Annotated in this window: 18 protein-coding genes and 1 other RNA gene; 6 read left to right on the top strand and 13 right to left on the bottom strand. The window is 43.3% G+C overall.

The window, feature by feature from the left end:
* On the bottom strand, nucleotides 1-1,662 hold the full coding sequence (locus AB4128_RS09245; protein ID WP_055025565.1) for an FAD-binding protein: 1,662 nt from the start codon (nucleotides 1,660-1,662) through the stop codon (nucleotides 1-3).
* Nucleotides 1,663-2,347: 685 nt separating this feature from the next.
* On the opposite strand from AB4128_RS09245, the gene AB4128_RS09240 reads away from it, so the two are divergent.
* The 4 genes from AB4128_RS09240 (at nucleotide 2,348) to AB4128_RS09225 (ending at nucleotide 8,517) form a co-directional block, all read left to right on the top strand.
* Nucleotides 2,348-3,058, top strand: a complete 711-nt coding sequence (locus AB4128_RS09240) for a FadR/GntR family transcriptional regulator (RefSeq protein ID WP_055025566.1) — start codon at nucleotides 2,348-2,350, stop codon at nucleotides 3,056-3,058.
* Nucleotides 3,059-3,340: 282 nt separating this feature from the next.
* A complete protein-coding gene (locus AB4128_RS09235; protein WP_055025567.1) occupies nucleotides 3,341-4,021 on the top strand; it encodes a response regulator transcription factor in 681 nt (226 codons plus the stop codon).
* Nucleotides 4,018-5,409, top strand: coding sequence for a sensor histidine kinase (locus AB4128_RS09230; RefSeq protein ID WP_372037506.1), 1,392 nt, complete (start codon nucleotides 4,018-4,020; stop codon nucleotides 5,407-5,409). The genes AB4128_RS09235 and AB4128_RS09230 overlap by 4 nt, the downstream gene beginning before the upstream one ends.
* A gap of 72 nt (nucleotides 5,410-5,481) precedes the next feature.
* Nucleotides 5,482-8,517, top strand: a complete 3,036-nt coding sequence (locus tag AB4128_RS09225; RefSeq protein ID WP_372037505.1) for a DUF1566 domain-containing protein — start codon at nucleotides 5,482-5,484, stop codon at nucleotides 8,515-8,517.
* 161 nt (nucleotides 8,518-8,678) lie between these two features.
* Here the strand turns inward: AB4128_RS09225 and AB4128_RS09220 are convergent, their stop codons facing one another.
* The 5 genes from AB4128_RS09220 to AB4128_RS09200 all read right to left on the bottom strand — a co-directional run bounded on the left by AB4128_RS09220 (nucleotide 8,679) and on the right by AB4128_RS09200 (nucleotide 14,269).
* The gene (locus tag AB4128_RS09220) at nucleotides 8,679-9,872 is read right to left on the bottom strand and encodes an OmpP1/FadL family transporter (protein WP_372037504.1); all 1,194 of its coding nucleotides are present in this window, start codon (nucleotides 9,870-9,872) and stop codon (nucleotides 8,679-8,681) included.
* Between the two features lie 71 nt (nucleotides 9,873-9,943).
* Nucleotides 9,944-10,933, bottom strand: a complete 990-nt coding sequence (locus AB4128_RS09215; RefSeq protein WP_282167181.1) for an efflux RND transporter periplasmic adaptor subunit — start codon at nucleotides 10,931-10,933, stop codon at nucleotides 9,944-9,946.
* A 4-nt stretch (nucleotides 10,934-10,937) separates the two neighbouring features.
* A complete protein-coding gene (locus AB4128_RS09210) occupies nucleotides 10,938-11,444 on the bottom strand; it encodes a hypothetical protein (protein ID WP_055025572.1) in 507 nt (168 codons plus the stop codon).
* 292 nt (nucleotides 11,445-11,736) lie between these two features.
* The gene (locus AB4128_RS09205; protein WP_055025573.1) at nucleotides 11,737-12,234 is read right to left on the bottom strand and encodes a hypothetical protein; all 498 of its coding nucleotides are present in this window, start codon (nucleotides 12,232-12,234) and stop codon (nucleotides 11,737-11,739) included.
* A gap of 64 nt (nucleotides 12,235-12,298) precedes the next feature.
* Complete coding sequence (locus AB4128_RS09200; protein ID WP_372037503.1) at nucleotides 12,299-14,269, bottom strand: alkyl sulfatase dimerization domain-containing protein; 1,971 nt, start codon at nucleotides 14,267-14,269, stop codon at nucleotides 12,299-12,301.
* A 164-nt stretch (nucleotides 14,270-14,433) separates the two neighbouring features.
* Here AB4128_RS09200 and AB4128_RS09195 point away from each other — a divergent pair, with 164 nt between their 5' ends.
* A complete protein-coding gene (locus AB4128_RS09195) occupies nucleotides 14,434-15,366 on the top strand; it encodes a LysR family transcriptional regulator (RefSeq protein ID WP_055025574.1) in 933 nt (310 codons plus the stop codon).
* A gap of 95 nt (nucleotides 15,367-15,461) precedes the next feature.
* Here AB4128_RS09195 and AB4128_RS09190 read toward each other — a convergent pair whose 3' ends face one another.
* The 7 genes from AB4128_RS09190 to rsmI all read right to left on the bottom strand — a co-directional run bounded on the left by AB4128_RS09190 (nucleotide 15,462) and on the right by rsmI (nucleotide 22,004).
* Nucleotides 15,462-16,202: a GDYXXLXY domain-containing protein gene (locus AB4128_RS09190; protein ID WP_372037502.1), complete on the bottom strand. Its 741-nt coding sequence runs from the start codon at nucleotides 16,200-16,202 to the stop codon at nucleotides 15,462-15,464.
* Complete coding sequence (locus AB4128_RS09185; RefSeq protein ID WP_372037501.1) at nucleotides 16,195-17,325, bottom strand: DUF4401 domain-containing protein; 1,131 nt, start codon at nucleotides 17,323-17,325, stop codon at nucleotides 16,195-16,197. The genes AB4128_RS09190 and AB4128_RS09185 overlap by 8 nt, the downstream gene beginning before the upstream one ends.
* On the bottom strand, nucleotides 17,322-18,407 hold the full coding sequence (locus AB4128_RS09180; protein ID WP_372037499.1) for a DUF2157 domain-containing protein: 1,086 nt from the start codon (nucleotides 18,405-18,407) through the stop codon (nucleotides 17,322-17,324). The genes AB4128_RS09185 and AB4128_RS09180 overlap by 4 nt, the downstream gene beginning before the upstream one ends.
* 210 nt (nucleotides 18,408-18,617) lie before the next feature.
* Nucleotides 18,618-19,535 (bottom strand): ribokinase, encoded by a 918-nt coding sequence (rbsK, locus tag AB4128_RS09175; protein WP_372037498.1) that lies wholly within the window; start codon nucleotides 19,533-19,535, stop codon nucleotides 18,618-18,620.
* A gap of 70 nt (nucleotides 19,536-19,605) precedes the next feature.
* Nucleotides 19,606-20,547: a pyrimidine-specific ribonucleoside hydrolase RihA gene (gene rihA / locus AB4128_RS09170; protein ID WP_372037497.1), complete on the bottom strand. Its 942-nt coding sequence runs from the start codon at nucleotides 20,545-20,547 to the stop codon at nucleotides 19,606-19,608.
* 162 nt (nucleotides 20,548-20,709) lie between these two features.
* Nucleotides 20,710-21,053: RNase P RNA component class A (gene rnpB / locus AB4128_RS09165), an RNA gene on the bottom strand.
* A 108-nt stretch (nucleotides 21,054-21,161) separates the two neighbouring features.
* Nucleotides 21,162-22,004 (bottom strand): 16S rRNA (cytidine(1402)-2'-O)-methyltransferase, encoded by an 843-nt coding sequence (gene rsmI, locus AB4128_RS09160; RefSeq protein ID WP_055026213.1) that lies wholly within the window; start codon nucleotides 22,002-22,004, stop codon nucleotides 21,162-21,164.
* An 89-nt stretch (nucleotides 22,005-22,093) separates the two neighbouring features.
* Here rsmI and AB4128_RS09155 point away from each other — a divergent pair, with 89 nt between their 5' ends.
* Nucleotides 22,094-23,917 carry a penicillin-binding protein activator gene (locus AB4128_RS09155; RefSeq protein ID WP_372037496.1) on the top strand — a complete coding sequence of 608 codons (1,824 nt, stop codon included), beginning with the start codon at nucleotides 22,094-22,096 and terminating at the stop codon, nucleotides 23,915-23,917.
* The last annotated feature ends 24 nt before the right edge of the window (nucleotides 23,918-23,941 follow it).

The raw sequence follows: 23,941 nt of genomic DNA, 5'->3' as shown, positions 1-23,941 counted from the left end.
TTATAAGTTAGCGACGTGCTTACCTGCTAAGTAACCGAAGGTGTAACAACGCCCTAGCGATAGACCGAATACCGTTAGTGGGTAATCAACGCCGCCATAGAATCCGCCGCCAAGATTTCCGATAACAAATAGGCCGCCAATCGGCTTACCATCGGCATCCAAAGCTTGATGGTTTTTATTCACCAACATGCCAGAACAAATAGTAGAGATACGCATACGACGATGAATACCGTAGAAAGGCGCTTTTACAACTGGCAGCATTTTGCTTGAAGGCTTGCCAAAATCATCATCCATGCCTTTTGCGCAAAGCTCGTTATAACGCTTCACATTCGCAGCTAAAGTCTTAGGGTCACACTCTAATTTCTCAGCTAACTCTTCGATTGTGTTAGCCACATAGGTGTTGGTTTGCGAAGCATAAACACCCGTTTTAGGTGTTGGATCTTCAGGCATGTACTTTTTCAACTGCTCAGGAGAGTAAAGCTTGCCTGGCCAGTCTGCTGCTTCTGTCATGTAATTTGAGTCGAAGATTTGGCTGTAATGACCTGCATTTTCTTCGTCACGGAGATAGTTATTCATTAATGACATCGCAACGGTTTCGTTAACGAAGCGATTACCTTTGCGATTAACAGCAAGGAATGGCATATCACACATAGAAGCAGGGCCTGCATCAAAATCGTGCAACATCTTAGTGTGGCCAACAGGTTCAATGACACCACCTGCCCAATAAGCCATGCTGAAACCGTCACCTGTACGTTCCATTTGCTTACGTTCGAAGTTCTTCAAATCAGGGATGAAGAAATTACACATCGCTTCATTATTTTGGTAATCACCAGATGATAAAATGACGCCTTTTTTGGCCATGTATTTGTGATATTTACCATCACGGCTTTTTGCGATAACACCAATCACTTTGCCTGATGCATCTTGAATAAGTTGTTGCGCTGGCGTATTGAAGAAGAATTTCACACCCGCTTTTTCTGCTGTTTTAGCCAAGTCACGCATACCGTCACCAGCGGTATAAGGCTTAGGTCCGAAATATGACGTCACAAAGTTAAGCTTATGCTCGGTGACGCCATGAATACCATGTTGAGGACCAGTACCTTGGTCAACCACTGACGCGCCACCTTTTTTAGCACGGTCAATCACCCAAGAAATGGCTTCACCAGAGTTGTATGCCCACTCTCGGACAAGCTCAGGATGACAACGGTGAGCACTGTCGCTCATTAAACGTGACACCATGGCTTCAACGCCTGCTTTGTCACAGTTTTTTAAGTCTAAACCTGAACCGGTATTACCTTGTGAAACCACAATGGCTTGCTTTTGCAATACAGCAACTTTGGCACCGTTTTCAGCAGCAGAAAGTGCAGCAGGAACGCCCGCAGCACCAGCACCCACTACTACCACGTCAAATGTTTGCGTCGAAGCAATGTCTTTATCAGCGATTGGTTTTGGTTTCGGCATGAAATCTAATGTCGCACCACCGACAGACGCATGAGCTGCTTCAGCTCCTGACTCTGCAGCAGTTGCACTTGCCATCCCCCCTAATCCAGCAAAAGCCACGGCGCCAGTACCTTGTACTGCACGTGTCATAAAACTACGACGAGAAATACCATTTTGAAGCACATTCGCAGTGTACTGATCTATAACGTTGTCTTTACTCATTTTAAAACTCCATTTGCATTCGCCGTAAATGAGAAGCTCCACGCTGCCACCAGCAACAATGAACTCTGTCAAAACAGCAAAGGCTACTTACTTATCAAAGTAGGGTTAGTGTGTTTGCGTCAGAAAAGGAGTAAGCCGCACTTTGATAGAAACGAAATTTGCTATGTCCCACCCCTTTAGGGCTAATGTATGACATATAACATTTAACCAAAAGGATCTAAGGTGACATTTATGCGGTCGATCTCAAAAAAAAGTTATTTTGTGATCCATTAAGTAACAAGGTTGTAAAAGGCTAATATACGTATTAGGCAAGATGATGGGGGCAGTGAGAAAGGAGCATTACAACAAGTGTTTTACCTATTAAAAACAGGGTCATACTTACTATTTATCAAAGGCTTAAAAATAAAAGGTGTATTTTTACATCGCATTATCCTTAACTAAAATGGAGCAAAAAATTCGCTTCTAGCAACCTGGTCAAGTATCCGAAATTATCCTTTTCGTAACAAAGCAAGAAGAAAAAAAAGCCAAAAGATCTCCCATGTTTATAGAAGAAACATAGACTTAAAAACACCAAGCAGATCAGTTTTTTTGCCAATTTACCCCAAAACCAACACGATATCCTGAGGCGATGGCCTATCGCCCATGCTATGATAATTGCCATAGTAAACTTCAGGAAAAATGTGTGATGGATTTTAAGCCAGTCAAACAACTTAAAGCGTCAAATGAAATAAGTAATCAGCTTAAAGATGCCATATTTCAAGGAAAATATATCGCTGGTGACAAGTTACCCTCTGAACGAGAGCTTGTAGAATCTTTTCAAGTCAGTCGCACCGTTGTTCGTGAAGCTATCAGAGGATTAGAAGCAAGCGGGCTTGTTGAAATCAAACAAGGCGCTATGGGCGGCGCATTTGTTAAAAGCATCACCTTCGAGCGTTTAATCAATGTGTGCCAAGAACTTTTTCTGATGGATCAAATGTCTTTTTCAGAAGTGTGTAATGCCAGACAAATGATTGAGCCAATGGTGGCGGGTTTAGCGGCCAAAAATTGTACCCCTGAAATGGCTGAAAAACTGCTTGAAGCCTGTGCTAATGAAACCCAAATACTTAGTTATGAAGAAACAGTCAAATTACGCCAAAATGTGCACTACCTGCTAGCTGACATGTCCAACAACCGCTTCTTAGCGGCTATTGTGAAATCCTTACTCAAAGTGATCAGTAATACCGCACAAGAGTTCGAACCAGACCATGATGAAATGCACCCTGCTGGTTTACATGATCCTATTGTTAAAGCTGTCATCGCAAATGATGAAGAATTAGCAAAAGCAGAAATGCATAAACATTTATTAGATTTCACCTTTAGACTTGATCAAGTTGAAACTAATTTCAGAAATAAATAATTTCAGTTAGCACTCACTTCAACAAACCTTACACATCACCTAACACAGCAGTGATGGTAAGGTTGCCGAGCAAATCCCTTCTTCAACAACAGTGAGGGCTCTCACAACCTAAATAGGCTAAGGATATAGAGTAATTTAAGTAAGATTATTCCGTGTTCACCTTCTGCTCATGTTACCTTTAGTATATTGATTATAATCACCCCTGCTCGAACATTGTGGTAACGGTAAAGACCTAAGTGATTGACTTCATTAATGTCACTTTCATCAATAAGAGAATGTAATATGAAATTATTATTGGTCGAGGACTCAGAAGCCTTACGTCGACCTGTGATCAAAGCGCTTAAAGCATCGGGTTTTGCCGTTGATGCCACAGGTGATGGCCAAGAAGGTTTATGGATGGCGCTTGAGCACGATTATGATGTCATTATTCTCGATATTATGCTGCCAAGTTTAGATGGCCGAGACGTATTAAAGCAGTTACGCGAAGCCAATAATGAATCTCCGGTTTTATTCCTTACCGCTAAAGACGCCATTGAAGATCGTGTTGCAGGTTTGCGCTTGGGCGCCGATGATTACTTAGTCAAATCCTTTGCCATTGAAGAGCTCATCGCACGTGTCGAGGCCCTAGCAAGGCGTAAATACCAAAACCGCTCGCCAAAACTTGTTGTCGCCGATTTGGAATTGGACCGCTCAGCGAAAACCGTAATGCGAGCACAACAATCGATATCATTACCATCGCAGTTATTTGCTTTATTGGAATATTTGATGCTGAACACCAATAAGGTTATTTCTCGAACTCAAATAGAACAACATATCTATGACGAACAAGTCTCACCTAGCAGCAATGTGGTCGATACCGCTGTCTGCGCCTTACGAAAAGCGATTAGTGTATCAAGCAACAGCGCCCCGCTTATCCACACTCGTCGAGGAATGGGCTACATGATCAGTGCAGAAAAACCATGACCAGCATTCGCGCCAAGTTACTATTTTGGCTAGTTCCCTGCTTTGTGATCATCGCCATATTAGCGATATCTGCTCTGTACCTTTCTGAGCAGCGTCGATTGAATGCCAGCCTCACTAATGAGTTGAATGAATTTGCTCGCATCATAAAACTCACGCTTAAAAGACCGCCTAACCGGTTCACTCCACCTGCGGCGTTAAATCAAGATTTTAGCGCTAATATCATGTCAAAACTCGACAATGAAAATAGCAATTACTATCTACAATCTTGGGACAAACAAGGTCAAACACTGCGTAAGTCCATCAGTCTTGGTGATAATCACCTGCCTGCCCCCAGCAGTTTACAACAAACCATTCATTCAGATGATGTCGAATATAACAGTCAGTTAAGTAACGGCGATGCTATTCGTATGTATTCATTTACCGTTCAAGGTGGCCTAAGAAAACCAGCAGCAAACATATCAGTGGCCATAAATCGAGAAGAGATAAATCAACAGTTGTCCACATATGCACTGCAATTGATTGCTGGCGGGTTATTTTTTTGCACCTTATTATCAGTCATGTTGGTATTTGCTATTCGTAAAGCATTAACGCCAATACAGAACTTGTCTGAACAGGTTGCAAAAGTCGAAGCGGGTTCGTTGCACAATCGACTAATTGCAACCAATGTCCCTTCTGAGATCAGCCCATTAGTCGACAGGCTTAACCAACTGCTCGCAAGGCTAGAACAAAGCTTTGCCAGAGAACGTCAATTTAATAATGACTTAGCCCACGAGCTACGCACCCCATTGGCCGCAATGCGAACCACCAGCGAGGTTGCTTTGAAATGGCCAGAGCAATCCTCATCTGAAGATTTTCAGTATATTGCTGAGTCATCAGCTCAATTACAGCAAACCATTGATAGCTTGCTGTCGTTAGCACGAATCGAAAACTCAAGCGCTGAAACATTACTGGAACAAGTCAATATAACCACGCTTATTGAAGAGTGTTTATCATTGCAGACCAACCAAATACAGCAGCGAAATATCACCATCAGTCAATTAGTCATTCAAGATCAATACATAGTGAGTGATCCTCGCTTACTGCGCGTTATTTTTTCAAATTTAATCAGCAATGCCATCGCCTATGCCCCGGTCAATAGTGACGTCATCATTGACAGTGTAAGCCAACAATCAGTCATTCGAGTCAGCAACCATGCACCTCATCTCAATCAAGATGACTTAACAACCATGTTTGATCGCCTCTGGCGAAAAGACAAAGCAAGAACGGATAACCAACATGTCGGTTTAGGCCTATCTATTGCCCATAGTGCTGCCCAAGCGCTATCGCTTGAGTTGCACGCCAAGCTTTATGAAGCGCAATTACACATGTCACTTAACTACGGAAAATAACACTCGCTCATCTTCTGCTCATCTTTGGTTAATTATGCTACCCCTGTATGAACAACTCATAAGGGAAGCACAGTGATAATTAAACTAAAAACAAACCACACGCTGCGTATACTTTGCTCAATGTTAATCAGTCTCATGTTATTGGGTTGCGGCGGCGATAGCACGGATAGCCATCAAGACGAAACAGACATTGGCGAAACCCCCATCGATTCTGGCGGAGATTCTGGCGGCGATGATGATAGTGATGATAATGGTGATGATGGAGACGACGGCGACTCAGGCACCGGTGAAGATGATGACGGTAGCGGCGAAGACGGTGAAACACCCCCAGTGAGTTTCAATCTCGGTACGGCAGCCCTTAACGATACCGGCATTACCTTTGGTGCAGACTACAACCGAAATGGTTTTGACTGCAGTACGACACTCACTGCAAGTGATAACACAACGCTCGCTCAAGATTGTAATCAAGGCCGAAGTGCTAGTACGAGTCAAAGCGGTTTTGATTTTACCCGTATCAATGCAGATGGCACTGAATATAACGGCAGTGGTGACTATCAAACCGCACCTTGGGCATGTGTTAGGGATAATCGCACAGGCTTAATGTGGGAGGTAAAAACTCAGGATGGTGGCATTCACGATGCCAATAAAACCTACCGCTGGGGAGGATTAACTGCGCTCGAAAGAGAGCAGCCCGAACGTCAAGGAGATTACTATGATGATTGGAACAGCTTAATCATTGGCACCAATGAAGCTAACCTTTGTGGCTACAGTGACTGGCGAGTACCGAGTAATCATCAGTTAATGTCAATTGCCCATTTCGGTTCCACCTTTACCGATAGCAATGGCAATCTTGCGTCTAAAATTGACGGGCAATATTTTCCCAATACGGTTAGCGAGTTTTACTGGAGCTCAATGCCTTATTACGGCGAACATCAAGCGTTTTATGCATGGGCGTTTCAATTCGTATTCGGCAATAACAAAAATATTCAGCGTTACCAGCCAGCAGCATTACGTTTAGTGCGAGTGATTGACCCTATCGCCACCACCAATAGTGCGCAGCAAACCCTAGATGAACGTTACACCGTACATGATGACGGTACCGTTACCGATTTAGCCACTGGCCTAATGTGGGCACAATGTGTTGCTGGCCTTAATGGGCTTAACTGCGATAATGGCTCAGCAGAAGCGATGGACTGGGGCCTAGCACTTGAATACGCACAAAATACTCAACTGGCAGGCTACAGCGATTGGCGTTTACCTAATAATAAAGAGCTATTTTCACTGATAGATTTTAGCACTGTCTCCCCTGCCATTAACCTCACCATTTTCCCTTCAACCACCAATGATTACACCTGGAGCTCGTCGCCTATGATCGAGTTCTCACAAGACTCATGGTTTATCAATTTCAAAACAGGGTTAAATTGGTTTAAAGGGCGAAGTGATAACATGTTAGTCAGAGTAGTGCGGGCTGGTACGTCAGACTCGCAACTGGCAGCTATTGATATTCAAGATGGCGAGGCGATAACCTTTGATGACGGTTTAGGTACTATCGAAGGTGATGTTGCGCCAGTAGATGTGCATGCTCAAGTGCTTATTAATGAGCAAGGATTAACGGGTGATCCTACAACTGGTCGCAATTTACCTGATATTAATGATGCTAAAGCCCAGTTAGGTAAAGCGCTGTTTTATTCAAAACGATTAAGCGGTGAATACGATACAGCCTGCGCCTCTTGTCATCATCCAGCGCTCGGTGGTGGTGACAATTTATCATGGCCTGTGGGATATGATGCCGTTGATGTATTTCACGACTTTGCGCCTAACTTACTCGGTTCAGGTCGATACTTTAACGGCAGTGATAGTGATGAACTTGCGGGTTACCCTGTGATAGGTCGCAATGCGCCAACCGTGTTTAATCTAGGTCTGCTAGATCGAGGGCTGTTTTGGGATGGCCGTATCGAGAGTATCAGCGGTACACCGAATGCCCGTGGTACTGATGCAGGCATCATCACCCCTGACTCCGCTAACTTCAGCAGCGCAGATAGTAGCATCCCGTTAGGTGCATCATTGGCCAATGCGCAATCTCGTTTCCCCACTATTACTCATAACGAAATGCGTGGCGACGAGCCGCTAGGTGACAGTCATCAAGCATATCGCTCAATGTTAGCAGCTCGCTTTGAAGGTCATGCAGAATGGGAAGCACTATTCCTAGCGGCCTATGGCAATAACACGGTGACATTTGATCGTATTGCTGAAGCTCTGGCCGCCTTTGAAGAGTCAATGGTCTTTGCAAACAACCCATGGAAAGAGTATGTCGCAGCGCTGCGTGGTGAAGCCAATAACAACATCGATAGTCTCAGCTTTAATCAAAAAGTCGGTGCAGTATTGTTCATGACAGCAGGTGACGAAGGTGGCGCAGCTTGCAGCCAATGCCATACTGGAGATGCGTTTACTGACGGTAAATTCCACGCCATCGGTCTAGGCCAAGTTGGCCCGGGTAATGGTGACAGTAATCAGTTTGTCATCGACAGCGATTTTGGACGCCAAAATATTACAGGTGATATAGGCGATGCTTATCATTTTCGCACCTCGCCATTACTGAACATTGCGGTAACTGGACCATATATGCATAACGGCGCTCTATCTACGTTAGCTCAAGTCATGGATGTTTATGGTAATCCTGGTGGCGCCATGAATGACCTGTTAGGCATTAGCTCAATACTCAATGCCGACTCACAATTTAATGAGCTCAATAATGCCGATTATTGCCAGCTAACCTCTGTAGTCGATTTAATGAACAAGTATGGTGAAAGCTGTGAGCAGGTTTACTACAATATGAACCCATACGCATTTGAAAATACACGCTTCTTGTTCCGTCAAAGCTTTGATGAATCAACTTCCCATTCACCAGCGCCAGAAATCGATATCAATATTGAGCAATCCGATAAAGTCGTTGAATTTATGGAGGCACAAACCGATCCCTGTGTGACCGATAGAGCCTGTTTACAACCATGGATTATCGATAGCAGTAATTGGCAACAACACCCTGATTATGCTGACAACCCTAGTTTGATATTAATCGGTGAGGACAGTCATGGCATAAAGCATTAATGCTTTGGCGCATTTAGCTTTTTAAGTACTTTAGTACATGAAGTCATACTTACACTTCAACAATATACGTTCAGCCCCTTAATGTGCAAAATGCTTGTAAACGGCATTTTCGGCCAAAAAGGGGTTGAACACATATTAATCATCTGGCGATTGACCCACTGCTAAAAACGATAGTTAGTCATCACTCCAAAGAAGTGAATATTGGCATTATATTCACCACGTAATGTTGAATCCGCTAACGCATATTCAATACTCGGTTGACCAACATCAAGGTACTCATAGTACACATTAAAGCGCCAATGATGATTCATCTCATACGTGGCACCTACGGCATACTTCCAAAGTTCGCCCGTTGGCACATCAGGATATTGCATGGTGGGATCATCTTGTGGTGACGTTTCATAAGACACCCCGCCCTCAAGACGCCATTGCTCATTAAGCCGATAATAACCACCGATACTGGCGGTGACTGTATCTTCCCACTGACGTTGAATGTCGAATACGCCAGAATCTAACGTAATATTTGTCGTCTCAACACTGCTAAATTGCATCCAGCCTAAGCTCCATAACAAGCTCGCTTTATCAGTCAGCTGATGAAAACCGCTCATTGTGGCGTTAGCTGGCATGATGATACCGACGCTTGAATCAACCCCTTGGTTAGACAGAGTTAAGTCGCCGTCCATGTCGTGTTCAATTTCAGAACGGTACGAAAATCCCACACGATGCTTGTCATTAAACTCGTATAAAGCACTTGCTGTATAACCAAATTCAAGGCTGCTGCCTGTGGCTTCAATTTGAAATTTATCGGTTCCTGCAAATCGTTGTTCGAGCATGCCATATTCGGCGACGGCCCCAACACCCAAGGACAAATTATCATTCACTTTATACGCGATACTTGGATTTAATTGCGCTGTGATAAGCATGGCATCTTGCAATAAGATAGCGCCAGAAAAGTCAGCGCCATAGTCAATCACCGACCCACCTGCAGACACTAACGCAATACCAGCACTCCACTTATCATTAAGTGGCGCAACATAGTAAACCGATCCCGCAGGCATGGCGCTACCTGCCTGTGTACTTGATTCACCACCAGCAAATAATCCATCCGAACCTGTATCGGTAAATTGAATATCTGACACCATGCCTTGCACATTAAATGCAATGGTTGGCTCGCTCATTTTGGTCATTGCTGCCGAGTTTGCATAAGCAGTTTCAGCGCCTTCTGCGACGGCCTGTGCACCCGCACCAGCGGTACTGATGTTTGCTCCCCCAAGTTCTGGGAACATGTATGCGCCTGCCAAGGCATTGTTTGCGACGAGCAAAGATATAAGCAGCAGGGATAATGTAGTTTTCATATAACACCTTAATAATCATCTTAACAATTAACAAGAGCCGCCCCAGCTATCAGTGAGGCAACTTAATCACGTTAGATTGCGTTTAGGTAAGACTTGTAAGAGTGAAGACGAACCGTTGCGGCGCCAATCACATCGATGAAACCGAAAAATGGGTGTGGCTTATTGGCTGCAATCCAAGCTGAGCCTGTCGCACCAATCGGAATAACCTTGCCTTCTGGTTCAAATATTTCTAGCACGACAGTACGACCATGGCTGCTGGTATTTGAGCCAACATGTTGACGCACACTTTGCGGGCCTTGCATTGGTGAAATCGATGCTTCACCTGTGCCTGTGGTAATACTGTGAACACGTGCACGGAAGACTTCACCAGGGTAAGCATCCACATAAAACTCTGAAAACTGTCCTTTCTCAACATATCTATATGTTTGATCAGGAATGCGCATTTCCAAGAATTTTCGGCTGGTATCGTAGATATGCATATTACCGATACGGCTACCATCAGCGACATTGACCACCGCAACTTGACCGTCAAACTGTGCTCGCACCGTTTTGCGGTTCTGTTCAAAATGGGTTTTATCTAAGTCTGCATGCAGTGAACTCAGTGCAGCTTCTGCAATACGACGTTGTGAGCGGTAATACTCAACATCACGCTTTTTAAAGATATCAGGTGACGCTTTCGCACGTGCTAAGTCGCGATCAATTTGCGCGATATCTTCTTCATTGGTGACAATCGATGCTTTGATTTTTTCGACATCCGCTTTTGACTTAGTATCAACCAAGGTATAAATCACCTCACCTTGTTTAACGGTTTGGTTGTGCCCGACATGAATTTGCTCAATCTCTTCACCTAGCAAAGGAGATAACACTGCATGTGGCGCTTTAATGGTCGAAGAATAAGTAAGATCGACCGGAGCCCAAAGTCGAGACAATATCCCTAGTACAACAAGAATAAATACCCCGCCAGACACAATCCAAAAACCGCTACGTAATGTCCACTTTATTGCCCCTGTCGATACTAAGATCCACATCAGCAAAATATAAGGAATCATGACTTCTTTCATTGTATTACTCCTCTACTTTTTTAATCGCATCATTGGGGGATTTCAACTCATCAATCTTGTTACGACTATTGCGTAACACACCACTCAGCGATTCGCCGATGTGAGCCCAATTTGCAAAGGCAATAATGATTGCTAATACCCACCACGCCTTGTGAATAAACAGGCCACATAAAGACAATGCAAACACCAATTGGACATGTGAGCTGCGCTTTTCTTCTGCACGATGAACGGCAAGTTCATGCACTGTCCAAAGTAGGTATAAAACAAAGACCACCAACGCGATGGTGACCGAGAACAAATAACCACTGAAATACTCTGAATTGAAAATGAGCATCATGGTTTCGTTTGGGGTATTGGTGAAAAGACTCATATCGATATCTTTAGAATTCACCTCGCCCATTGGAGCGAGTAAGTAGGCACCGAATAACATCAATGCCATAAAGGAGATGAACTTGATAAGCACTAATAAAATCGTGCCTATTTTGGATAAAACGGTTTTGAATACGTTCATAACATTCCTCAAAAATGTGATTGGATATTAGGGTCTGTTGATCTTTGCTGATTAGAATTTGTTCGAATTAAAAGCACTTTAATCGCGGCGTGAGCGATGACGTCTAGTCATCTAAACCAACTCGCTCGCAACAAAGAGAAAAGTCCTTTTAAACGAACCTTACAGGCAGCACTTGTTGTCATTTCTACTGCGTTAACGACTTATCATGTGGAATAACCACACATCAAAGTCGTCGCCTTGTATAAATTTTCAACAAGTTGCTGCAAAAACAATCTTGAAAGATCGACAGACCCTAATTAACGCGATCTGATGGAAACAGGTCAGAGAACCATTTATCGAGCATGGCAATGTCTTGTGGCAGTCCATTGATGCGAACTAAACCCTGACTTTTTGCATCTGGCCAGCTCAGTTGTTTGCTAGCCAATGCATCGAGTACGTCTAACTCGGAAATGAGTAACAGGTCGCTAGACGACGGCATTGACGCCCGCTCTTGCACAACAATCATTTCAGAAAATAGTATTTCGCTATAATGTCCTTTAACGGCTTCAAACAGGCTAAATGACATTTGTTGATCGCTTTTAGATAACGCATTGGTGAACGAGTAGAGTTTGAAATGTTCAGGCTTATCCAGGTTACTGAACGTGCCATGTTGCCTTTCATGAATAATGCGTTCAAATATCGGTAGCGAGCCCGGTTCAGATACAAAGCTAAATCCTGCATCTTGATGTACTCCGCAAGCATTAACGTAAAGTGGCATCCCACATAGAAGCAAAAATAAAAGACGAGACATAATGATCACTCCAAACTCTGAGGGACTAAGCTTTTGTCACTTAGTCCCTTGTGGTGTTAACGAATTATCGAACGATTAATTGAAGCTCTTGAGGTGTCATTGGCTTATCAAAGTAGCTCATGAATAATCCAAAGGCTTGCACATCACCATTGGCAAAACTGAACTTACCTGAAGCTAAACTCTCACCAATTACCTGCTGTGAATTAGGGCCAGCAATCAAGATTTGATTTAACACAGCGCGTGTAGTGTTAATTTGAATATCCGCATCGACATATGGCTGCGTATGTAACTGAGCAATACCATTACGAATTTCAATGGTGATTGACTCTTTGGTGTCAGCAAAGTTGTATGTCATCGCCATTTCAACATCGAGCGTTTTTTCAGCGATAAGCGTGGCTGTCATCATGTCAAAGATCTGTTCGCTTGGAAGTGCAGTAAGCACGTCAACTGATGCAAAGCTAATCATGTTAGAGAAGTCACGTGTGCCTTCTAATTCCGCAGCGGCATTCAGTCCCCAGTTACGCCAGTTAATATTGACTTGATTAGCCGACCAGGTTTTATAGGCTTGCGCCTTTAACTCACGTGCTTCAGTATCTTGCTTATTCACTGTGATTGGGTATGACAGGATTTCAGCTGCAAAGGTGTAGTTTTCAGCTTTAATCGCCGCTTTCGCCGTGTTAATAATGTTGTCACGACCGCCCATTAGCTCAACAAATGCTTTAGCACGTTGCTCATATGCCATAGGCTCTAGTTGCCATGGATCTGCTTCAAAAAAGCCAACATATCCCACGTAAATCTGACGAACAGCATGAGCAACGGTGCCGTAGTGCTCACCTAACCAAGGGTGCTCAGCTAAATGCTTAGGTAACTTAACCACCTCAACCAACTCATCAGGTGTCATGCCTTTATTCATGTAGCGAATAGATTGGTCATGGGTGTACTGAATCGCATCACGATAAGCGGTTAATACATTTTCTACCGCGGCTTTACCTTCAACAGGGCGACCGTGAGAGTTAATCATCACTTCGGTGTCAAACTTGCGCATAACATCGATGCCCTTGAACCACATTGCTGGGTCGCGGAATTTAGTACCACGAATGGTGTGCAAGTTAGGGAAGTTCTCACCTTGTAATACTTCAGCTGCGTGAAGGATTTTTTGCTTAGGTAAGTAAACAACCACCTCATCTTTGGTTTCTGATGGCACATTGACAATTTGCAGTTCAACACCTGCAATGGTGATGTCTAAGCGATCTTTTAAGGTGAGGTTTGGCTCAATAAATGAAATATCGCCTTGCATAAAGCGAGGACCTAAACCATCGTTCACGGTACCGTGTTCACCTTCTTCAACGTGCTTAGCACCGGTGTAAGATGTTCTGTGCCCAAACAATGTACCTAGGTTTGAAGACCAGTTAGCCACAGCAGCCGTTAAGCCTTCCTGTGCAATAATGAGTATTTCACCAGAGTCGACTTGTTCGTCAGTCGCCCAAGCACGAACACCTGAGATATGGTCAATATGGTTGTGTGAGTAAATGATGGCTTTAACAGGCTTGTCAGTGATTTTTCTAAACTGCGCCTTAACTGATTCAGCCATTTGCACTGACTCACCGGGATCAACGATGATAATACCGTCATCACCTTCAATCATAACGGGAGTATCAAGACCAAAACCGTAACCAAGGTAGACGTTGTCATCGACTTGGATAATTGCTTGATCCATCTTGCGACTGTGCTTAGTTAGTGCATCATGAACATGCGAAGATGCTTCGACAAAAGCCAGAGTTTCACCTGTGGTAGAAAGCACTTTGATGCGCTCGCCTTTACCCCAGAATAGATTAGATTCATGCTCAAATAACACGCCATTGTTGTAACGTTTATCAAAGTTAATATTTTGGTAATGAGCAGCAGAGCTAGTTTGTAATGCTTGGCCTGTTGTAGATGTAGCTTCAACGGTAGGGGTAGCAAAGGCGGCAGATACAGGAACTAAAGCTGCACTTATCGCTACAGGAAGTAAGAACTTTTTCAACTTAGAAGTCATACGATACCTCAATTTTTGTATTTAAATGAACTTTCCTTTTACTAAATATTAATTCAGGCATAATGATTGATATATAAGCTGTTACGATTTCATAATATCGTAATTACGATATATCATTGGTGATGTGTTAGTGATGATGTGTTAAAAGAGAGAGCTTGAAAAACATGAATAATGATATTCCTAACTTCAATTTACTCGCCGTGTTTTCTAAAGTGATGGAACATGGCAGCTTGAGTAAAGCAGCAGAGCATCTGAACACCAATCAATCAACGGTGAGCACCATGTTAGGCCGACTGAAAGAAGAAGTTGGGCAAGAATTATTTATCAGAAAGGGACGAGGGGTTATTCCCACGAGTTACTCCACTAACTTGTACCAGCAAATACAAGATCCGATACATCAGCTGAATGACGTATTTACCTCATTTGGAAAATTCGATCCTGCTACCTCTCAGCGCCGATACGTGATCACCGCGCCAGAGCATTTACAAGGGGTATTGTTAACGCAGTTTTCACTGCTCGAAAATAAAGAAATCTCGCTAGAAGTCTATGATCAAATGGATAATGACGAAGGCTTTTTCGAAGCATTACAGCAACAAAAATTCGATTTGATGATTGATATTTTACCGTCTGAAAATCCAAGCTTTGAGAGCCTAAAATTATTTGATAGTGAATTTGTGGTGATATGCAGAGAGGGCCACCCGAGAATTAAGGGGAGTATTTCAGAGCAACAATACATGCAAGAGTCCCATGCAGTGTTGGAAAGAACTCGTAACCATCTGTATAGCCTGAGCCACTACACTAATTTAGACCTCACCAAACGCAAAGTCGCATATCACGGACGCTCACTGTTCAGTAACTTATTAATGGTCAGCCAAACCGAGTTTGTCAGCGCCGTACCACTGTCGTTAGCGTTACAGTTTAAAGAACAGCTAAAACTACAGGTGTTTCAACCACCATTTGAATATAAAAAAGTCTCTAATTATCTCATCTGGCTTAAAAAGCAAAACCAAGACCCCGCCCATACTTGGCTTCGTGATGAACTAGTGACGATATCCAATAAAATCGCCCATTATCTTCAAGATAATTTTCCGAAGTAAGCATCAGCAGGTTACCAGTAAGGCAACGATTTCCTGCGCCTATCGGTAAACAACTAGATCACTAATAAGCTGAATCAACAAAGTTCAATCTATTATCAGTTGTTACTTTCTTGCTCGCCGCCTTCCTCTCTATACTCAAGCTTCTTCAAGTCGGCATCATACATGGCCGTTAATAGCGGCTCCCCATTACTGTTAACTCGAAACTCACCGTAATCAGCGGCTTCATATACACTGGCGTGACCTTCTTGAAAGAAGAAAGCGTTGGTGGCAAATTTGATTTGCCCTTGCCTCACTCGATACTGTATCCGTAGCGGATTTGAACTCAGAGTTTGCTCGATATCTTCAGCACTGCTTATACCGCTGCTTTTTGCATTACTCTTGCCGTCATCTGGAGCATCTGCAATAGCCTGAAAATGGGCGATATGATTTTCATCGATTTTGACAATGACATAACCATCACTATTGGGGAGTGATTGCCACTGTTCACTTGTTATCTCAATGTTTTGCTCTTCACTGCTAGCTACTGAATGACTTTGTGTATCTGAAACGCCTTGATTGGATTTCGCAGCTTCAATTGATTGCGCTTGAGCATGCTTTAATGCTGCTCGAATATCATCTGCGATTTTAAACCGCAGCGCCATGTAGTCCCCCTGCATAAGTGAGCGAGGATCAACAGGAGCTAACTCAAGATAGACTTTGGTGCCATGAGCAAGATGTTGCTCTTTTTGATAAATTTGCCAATTCACTAACCCTAATATGATGACTAAGGTGCCAAATAACAGGGTTTTGTGTAAGCGTGTCTGATGATGACTCAACAATTGGATTAACTTATTCACTCGCCGACTCCTTGACAACATTATTGATACTCGCCTCAGCACCGTTTAGCCAACTGGATTTAAGTAAAAACCAACGTATACCTAGCAGGACTAATCCCATCACGATGAGGGTTATCGACTTTTCAAAAAGGGTGTAGTGTAAAAAGTAATAATAAGCAGATATAAAGCTCAGTAGAGCGGTAATCCCTACTCCCATTAATAAGTAATTACTGGCTGAAAAACCTAAAATGAGCAACAAGATACCAACGTTAATTCCTGGCGCTTCAAACGATAGCACCGAAATAATAACGATAACGGCGAATATCCAGTAACGCAGTTTTTGGGATAATTCAGGATGACGACTCAGTATCGTTTGCGCCACATACAGTGACACGAATGCCAATAGTACATTCCCCATCCAAGGAGCGGTGTAAAACCCTTGACTGACCGAAGCGCCGATATCCTTGTACCAATGGTATTGAAATGCCATTAAGCTAGACTGCAAAACTTGTGATAATAACAAGCCATATGCAATGGGACGTTTATGACGTGATAACCCGGCAAACATTGGTTTTTTTGATAGATTGAACTCATTTAATAATAACCAGCACGCAACCATCAGCACCACACCGCCACCAATAAACGGCAGGTGAAACAAGGCTAACGTCACCATCAAACAGCACCCTGCAATAAATGCTGAGCAAAAACGATGAATATCATTCGGCATCATGAACAGTAAACTAAGCTGTAACACTGTGGCCATTAACCAACTAACATCATCGTTAGTATGTTGAATAAAGCCATATACCAATAATATTTGCCCGCAAAAACTCAACGCTAATGCAAGATGCTCTAAAAACTCATTTCGAATTTTTAAAAGTAATACATAGGCCACCAGCACCAACACGGCTCCCATTATGTAAGGGCCTAAATCTTCATCGAAGATAAACTCTAACCCCAATGCGACAAACCCTAAAAAGAATGATGCTGCAAACCAGCCCGCTATTGCGAGTAATAACTTCACAAACCAAGGTGATGTAATTTCAGGTTTTTCTGGCGCTTCCCCCATAACCAATTGATGCTGTATGAGTAATTGCCAAAGCCCATGGATTGGCTTATTAGTATTAGAGAGTGACTGCTTCATGATTGCCACTCCTTATTGATATTTCGTAGCCACATTGCCGACCCCGCCGCCATTCCAATCGTGGTGAACGACATCAACAAAAAGCCCAACTCATGAATATCATTTAGTAGGTGCGTCGTTAAAAAGCTGATAATAATGATGTTGGCCGATAACAAGGTGCCAGCTAGCATAAATAAATCCTGCCGAAAGCGTCGATAGGCGATGTACATTAAGCCAACCCATATTGGCCACACAATCACAGGAACGAGATTTTCACCACTCAAGTCATAGCGACTTACACCTATATAATTGGCATCTACGATAACCAATAATGTCAGCCAAGTAATACTGTAACCACTGACTGACGCTAATACTCTTGGTGCCCAGCGAACAGTTAACCAAGTATATCGGCGGCTCATAAGCTCCCAACACAATAATGCTATGGCATTGATACTAAAGACGCTCCAGAGCGCATTTAAGTCTTTATGCCCAAAAAGTCCTACCCCGCCAAACTCAAGAAAATAAAGTAGTACTGCTAAATTGAGTAAGCCTATCCATACCATCCACAATGCACTTAAGCGACCTATGATGACCCAAGGAATAATCAGCAATGCCCAATTAAAAAATAACTGCCAAGGATCGGCACCTGTTTGATATGTCTGCCCAAATAACGCCAGTAATACCCCGAAGAAAATCGACGCCATTAACAAAGGGATTTTGGCAACGGTATCGCTGACTTTAAATTGGCTTACGATTGAAGAAGGTGCCTTGGAGGGTTCTGATAAAGCGGAGCCTTCAGTTTGCAGAGTTTTTCGCGCTTTTTTATCTAAAAAGTAATAACCAATAACAGATAAAACAATCAGCACTTCAACAAGCATGAATTTGGCGAATCTACCCATTTCATGCCAGTTATAGGCAATAAAAAACAGCACAGAAAACATCAATGCTAACCCGCCAAACCAAGCAAGTAATTGATTCACGAATTGAAACCAGCGTTGAGTATTAGGCGTTACACCACTTAGCTGCAACGCCTGATTGAGATGATGTTCAGCTATTTTGTCTTGCTCGATTAGCTCAATCATTTGAGTACGATTTGAGGTCATATTGAGTCCATTCTCTGTCATTCTTATTTCATTGGTGACAAAACCAAGAGCCTATTCCCTAACTTGCTCTTACTTCAGCTTTAAATAGAGGCTTACAACATAGCGCAACTCTTCAGCTACATATTCAACCACCTCTATAAAGGTGATTGAATACAATAGCATTTATTCTTTATATGCACATTAGTTTAGCGATTTAAGATTATCAATTAGCTACAGCTCAGCTCGATAAGGAATACCTCGTTGAGCGCCATGCCTAGTCACCGCAATCGCCGATGCTTGGTTGGCAAAACTCACCGCTTCAATCATACTAAGCCCTTCATCTAATGCCACCATTAATGCGCCATTAAAAGTGTCACCTGCAGCGACGGTATCAATTGCAGTGACAGGAAAAGCGGCTATTAGTCGATTGTATCGCTCAGAATCAGTTTGCACACTGACATAAGCGCCCTGACTCCCTAGAGTGATAATGACCGTGCCAATGCCATACTGATGCAACTTGTTCGCCGCAAGAGCGGCAGAATGTGTATCAGTAACCGTAATACCCGTAAGCGCTTGTGCTTCAGTTTCATTAGGCGTAATGATGTCTACCAAACTCAGTAATTCTGATGGTAAAGTCGCTGCAGGCGCAGGATTGAGTATGGTGGTGCAATCGTGCTGTTTAGCAAGCCTTAACGCTGTCGCCACAGTATCTATTGGAGTTTCTAGCTGAATGAGTAAATAACTGGCAAGGTCAAACAGTCTTTGTTGCTGCACAATATGCGCAGGCGTTAAGCAAGCATTTGCTCCAGCAACCACACCAATACTATTTTCACCTTTCTCACTGACAAAAATCATTGCTGTACCAGTATTTTGTCCAGCAATATCATAACAGCCAGATAATATCACGCCGTCACTTTGCCAAGCATCCCGCATCAACTTGGCATTACCGTCATCACCCAGCGCACAGATAAATTCAACCTGCTGCTTTGGTGTTTTCAATCTTGTTGCAGCAACAGCTTGATTAGCCCCTTTACCACCAAGTTCTAATCGATATTGCTGGCTCATCAAAGTCTCGCCAGGTTTGGGTAGCGTACTAAACGCTAATACATGATCGGCATTAGCACTGCCCACAACTAATAATGTGTTCATCAAAAGGTTTCCTCAGTGATTGACATGGCAAGTCACTGATCATTGATAAAAAATAGTGACAATATCTTGCCTATTTTTGAGAATATTTACTTAGGCAATTGATAATAAAATCTACAAATGCAAGTCGGTCAATATCAAACATCACTTTCGCGTTGTGTGGATTACTGGTTAAGTGGTAGCGATCTACCACAGTCATTCCTTGGGTGTACTCGCCTTTAGTTTCAATGCCGACCCAACAGTCAGTCGCTGTAAATAATTCAGGTTGTAACATCCAAGCAATGGTACAAGGGTCATGAAGTGGCGCCCCAGTAAACCCCCATTTAGGATCACGGTGGTAAATCATAAAGAAATCTAATAATTCGGCCACGCATTGAGATATCGGGTTACCAATGTCACGAATACGTTCAATATCTTCATCCATGATTTGTGCTTTATGAGTCACATCTAACCCACACATCACGACATGAACGCCAGCTTTAAATACAATATCAGCCGCTTCAGGATCAACAAAAATATTGAACTCGGCAGCAGGCGTCCAATTGCCTTCGCTAGCAGCCCCGCCCATCAATACTATCTCTTTTATGTTTGTGTGCAGCTCTGGGTGCGCCGTTAAAAAAATGGCAATATTGGTCAGAGGACCTGTTGGTACTAAAGTCACTGGCGTTGCTGATTGACGGACTTTTTCAGCCATCAATTCAATGGCGGTTTGCTCAACGGGGGCAAAACTAGGATCGGGTAATACTGGCCCATCTAGCCCTGACTCACCATGAACATTGTCAGCAATAATGAGATTGCGCGCCAATGGCTTAGGTGAACCTGAGGCAACAGGAATATCTTGGCGTCCTAACAAGGTTAAAATGCGTAAGGTATTATTGAGCGTTTTGGCTTGTGTTTGATTACCAGCACTGGTTGTCACTGCGAGCACATCTAATTGGTCTGAACTTAATGCAAGGATCAGCGAGATGGCATCATCATGACCAGGATCGCAATCGAGAATGACGGGACGTTTCATGGGGGGACTCCTCTTTAAGATGTGCTCAAAATTAGCATGAAATAAAAAGAGGATAGGTGACGACTCTCTAAAAACGATAAAGATACTGATGCTAATGAGCCGAGCTAATCTGCGCCCTAAAAAACTAAAGGCCTCACATTGCTGTGAGGCCTTTAGTTAAATTAGGTGAGTTGGCCGATAAGCCGGGTCCTGTCGTGGACAGTTATTCATCTAGGCCTGCAATCGCTCACAGGCTCAAGCGACCTACCCGGTCCCAACGCGAGCAGCGCCATACGGGACCCTATTTGGTCTTGCTTCGGATAGAGTTTACCTTGCAACCAACTGTTACCAGTGGCCCGGTGCGCCCTTACCGCACCCTTTCACCCTTACCAACCGAAGTTGGCGGTCTTCTCTCTGCTGCACTTGTCGTCGGTTTACACCGCCCAGGCGTTACCTGGTATCCTGCTCTTTGAAGCCCGGACTTTCCTCCCCGTTCTTGCGAACGCAGCAACTGTCTGGCCAACTCGGCGCGGATTATAGCCTAAGCATAAACAACACACCAACTAAAAATGGCTGTGTTAACCCATTTGATTAACAGCAGCCATTTTTAAGCAAGTTTTATAAAGTAGCTTTCGTTATAAACCGATTTCTAAACCATGCTTATAAAGAGCGTTTTTCTTAATGTCATAAATTTGCCCTGTTAATGCCGCCGCTTTTTTTAAGGGCAATTCTTGGCAAAGAATTTTAAGGGTATTTATGACAGTGGTTGAAAACTCTGACTCGGCTTCTGTGCGATGGCCATGACACATTAATACAATTTCACCGCGCTGCTGATTAGGATCATCTTTGACGTTCTGCAACACATCGGCTGCTGGGCCGGATAAAAATGTTTCGAATGTTTTAGTGACTTCACGTGCCATCACAATTTCACGCTCGCCGCCTAATGCTGTCACGATTGATTCCAAGCTGTGCACAATACGATGCGGTGATTCGTAAAAAATTAATGTACGCGGATCTTCTTTGAGCGCTGCCAGTTTATCTAATCGCCCCTTTTCTTTTGATGGTAAAAAACCTTCAAATGAAAATCGATCTGACGGAAGTCCTGATGCACTTAATGCAGTTATCGCAGCACAAGGACCTGGAAGTGGGATCACATTAAAACCTGCCTCTCGCACTTGTTTAACTAAGTGGTAACCAGGATCGGATATGAGCGGTGTGCCAGCGTCAGAAATTAATGCAACGGCCTCGCCGTTACCTAATTTTTGAATAATCCACTGAGCTCGGTCACGTTCGTTATGGTCATGCAAGGCTGTTTTACGTGTTTCTATGCCAAAGTGACTTAATAGTTTTCCGCTGTGGCGTGTGTCTTCACAGGCGATTAATGAGACATGATTTAATACCTCAATCGCGCGGTTGCTAATATCCCCTAAGTTACCAATAGGAGTGGGAACGATATAAAGTGCGACCGATAGGTCCATAACTACCTCTGTATTGAATCTCATCTGGACTTTCGCCAAGTGAAAGAGCAGGTTAAACTAGAGACAGCATCTTACCAGAGTGAAGCCCTGTGTTAAAAAGACTGATTACAACAAAATTCGTTTTCGCAGCTATTTTATCAAGTGTATTATTTGGCTGTGCGACTCAAACTACTGAAAATAAACAAGCTATTGATAGTTCGTTAGCAACAGTAACGCAAACGGCTAATACCTATTTATCTGAGGCAAGTAATAGTCAGCAGCCTCAAGAGCGAGATAGGTATTTGCTTTTAGCAGCTCACGCTTACATTAATGACTCTAATGTAAGTGCTGCTGATAAGCTTTTGACTTCAATGAAGCCCAATTTACAACCTGAGCCAACACTTCAGGCTGAGTGGCTTTACTTGTCTGCAAGAGTGGCTGAGCTGACTCGCTCAGATGCTGATGCACTTGCAATATTGAACTATCCTGAACAATGGCAATTACCGAACTGGCAACGTGTTACTTATCATCAATATAAAGCGCGGCTATTTAATCAAACTAAACAACCGATTGATGAATTACGCCAGCTTAGCTCCCTGAGCCTTTATCTTCCGAAAGAGCAAGCCTTTGAAGTCAATGACACCATTTGGCGTACGTTGCAGCCTTTGCATGAAGAAACCATTAAAAGCTTTATGCGAGATGGTAAAAATCCAACCTTTTCGGGTTGGTTACAACTTGCCTATATCGCTAAACATTATGCGGTCGATCCATCCCAGTTAGTGCGTTATTTAGGCCAATGGCAGCAATCTAACCCAAATCACCCTGGGGCGGCAAAATTACCTTCAGATTTAGAAAAAGCGTTGAATGCTCAACCTTATAAACCGCAAAATATTGCAGTGTTACTGCCATTAACCGGGCGCCGCGCCGCAGTTGCCGAACCAATCAGGCAAGGCATACTTGCAAGTTACATGGCTGCTTATGACGATCAAATCACGCTACACTTTTTTGATACTAACTTAGGGGTTGAACAAGCTTATCAAGAGGCCGTTGCCGCCGGTGCAGAATTTGTGATTGGGCCACTGCTACCCAATGCTGTTGAAGAAATGCAGGCATTAAACGAGCAAGGTTTGATGACGATTCCACAACTGTATTTGAATCAAACAGAAACCTTTACACCGAATAACGACCAATTTTATTTTGCGTTGTCGCCAGCCCAAGAAGCCAGTGATGCCGCACAACGCCTATTTGATGACGGAATTAGCTTACCTTTATTACTGGTAAGCAACGATTCAACGGGTAAGCGAATGGCTGCAAGCTTCAATGAAAAGTGGTTAGCGCTAACGGAAGAGAACGCCGAAATCCATTACTATGATGGCGGCGATCAAATGAAAGTCACCGTGCAAGAAGCCTTAGGCGTTAAAGATAGCCAAGCTCGTATAGCAAGAATGAAAGAGCTCATTGGTAATACCTTAGAAGCGGATTTTCGTTCGCGTCGTGATATTGATGCCATTTATATGATTTCGGCAGCTAAAGACTTAGTCCTACTTAAGCCCTTCTTAGATGTTAACTTCAGCGTCTTTGCTGATCCTGTTGCCTTGTATACCACCAGCCGAAGTCGGCTCAGTGGTAACTCGACTCAATCAGCACAAGAACTCAATAATTTAATGATCAGCGATATTCCTTGGTTAATGAGCTCAAATGCTGAAACCACTATGGTTAACACATTATGGAGCCAGTGGAATAATGGTCAAAAGCGTTTATATATCATGGGCTATGACTCATTGGATTTGGTTAATCGTTTAGCCCAAATGCGCGCTTTTCCTGGTTATCAGTTTAATGGTCGAAGTGGCGCATTATCTGTCGACAAAGACGGCGTCATAGAACGTAAATTAAGCTGGGGCAAATACCAGCGAGGAAAGCTACGTCCGCTATGATATCGATGAAAAAACAATGACATT

Source organism: Shewanella sp. 10N.286.52.A9 (assembly GCF_041468985.1).
Taxonomy (GTDB): domain Bacteria; phylum Pseudomonadota; class Gammaproteobacteria; order Enterobacterales; family Shewanellaceae; genus Shewanella; species Shewanella japonica.
The sequence above is the reverse complement of the archived record's forward strand: the minus strand, read 5'-3'. Positions and strand labels throughout refer to the sequence as shown.